Below are 1,720 nucleotides of genomic sequence, written 5' to 3'. Positions count from 1 at the left end.
GTGGGTGGTGGCGCCCTGCGCACGCCACATGTGGCGGGGGGGGGGCGGGGGGGGGGGGGTGGCGCGGGGGGGGGGCCCCGTCCGTGGGGGGGGCCCCCCCCCCCCCCCCCCCACCGCGCTGTCCGATCCGGTCTCGACCAGCAGCTCACGAGCTGCGGTCACGATCTCGTCGCGGAGTTGTCCTCCCTGACCTCGGGGGTTGCGTCTGCGTGCTGCCGCTGGAGCCATGACGATGACTTTACAGCCGTAAGTTCTCATGCTCTACTTACAGCCGTAAAGTTACATTGGTAGCGTGAAGGGAGATGGTCATGGACGTTCTCGTTCGCATACTCACCGTCGACAGCCGCATGAACGTCGGTGCCGGCGCCGAAGGGTCACGGTGCACCGCATGAGCGCCACGACCGTCACCCCGCTTTCCACGGGCAACAGCAACGCCTATCTCCTGCGTGGCGAGCAGGCGGTCCTCGTGGACACGGGCGGACCGGAGGACGGCGACCGCCTGCGCGACGAGCTGTCCGAGCAGGGCCTTCAGCCTCGCGACATCGCCCTGGTCCTCCTGACCCACGGCCACAACGACCACAGCGGCATGGCAGCGCCGTTCGCGGATGCCGGCGTTCCGATCGCGGTCGGCCTGGGTGACGAACAACTCCTGCGTACCGGGCGCATCGGCGTACTCCCGATCAGCCATCCAGCCGGTGCGATATTGAGGCCCATGGTCCTCCGCGCGAGGGCCCAGCCGGTCGAAGCCGACATCCTGGTGGAGGACAAGTTCGACCTGAGTCCCTATGGTGTCGACGCGCACGCCGAGCGGTTCGGCGGCCACACCCCCGGGTCGCTCGTCGTCCGCGTCGGCGACGACACGCTCGTCGGCGACCTGGTCCGTGGTGGCATGCTGCGCCGCCAGAGCCCGAAGCGCCATTTCTTCACCGAGGACGCCGCCGGAGTGCGCAGGGCGCTCATGACCGAGCTAGACCGCCGTCCGCAGCGCCTACTCCCCGGCCACGGCGGGCCCCTCGACGCGGACGAGACCCGACGACGCCTCGACAAGGTCGCTCCGGTGCCCAGTCGACCCGCGACATCCGGGTGAGGCTGGTGGCGCTACGGTCCGCGGCACGGGCGCACGTGTAGTCGAGGAGTCGGCGGCTATGTCGATGAACAACGGTTCTGTTTCACTTCATGGACTCTGTCCCAGAAAGGGCGCTGTAAGCGATCTCTATTCGTTCCGGTGAAGTCCTTTTGAAATCCGTCGTGTTGCTCGAGGCATGATGGCCCGGTAGCGAGGCTGCCGCGTCCCCTTGTCGGAGGCGTTTCCGAACCGGTGAGCCAGACGGTCACACTCCCAGGTAACTGCACTGGACTGCCCGGCCGTCGCCACGCATGACTGCTGCACCAGGGCCTCCTGCTGCTCGGCGCTTGGACACCAACGAGCCGTTCAAGAGCCCCTGTTCGTATGCGCCCAGCGCCCCCGACCACCCGATCGGGACTCCCGTTCGACACACATCTCTCAAAATCAAGAAGACAACAGCTGCCAGGGTCGAGGGACCGTGGTGGGCGGCGCGTTTGCCCCTGCGGAGGTGCTCCAGTGGGCCCCTCTTGCCCTCCTCGTCGCCCTGAAGGCGTGGCGTGGTGGGTCCGTCAGTTCGTGGGGCGGGGCAGTACGGCGAGGGCGGTGCGGGCGATGTCCGTCAGCGTCCCTTCGTCCGCTCCGGCCTTGCCCAGC

The 1,720-nt window shown here is 68.1% G+C and carries 1 protein-coding gene; it reads left to right on the top strand.

Translation table 11 applies throughout. The features are described 5' to 3' along the window. Positions 1-388: 388 nt before the first annotated feature. Positions 389-1,087 (top strand): MBL fold metallo-hydrolase, encoded by a 699-nt coding sequence (locus tag ACFV2J_RS34870; protein WP_385084769.1) that lies wholly within the window; start codon positions 389-391, stop codon positions 1,085-1,087. Positions 1,088-1,720 lie beyond the last annotated feature (633 nt).

The sequence above is a fragment of the Streptomyces sp. NPDC059668 genome (assembly GCF_042734135.1).
Taxonomy (GTDB): Bacteria; Actinomycetota; Actinomycetes; order Streptomycetales; family Streptomycetaceae; genus Streptomyces.
This window is presented reverse-complemented; position numbering and strand designations above follow the sequence as displayed.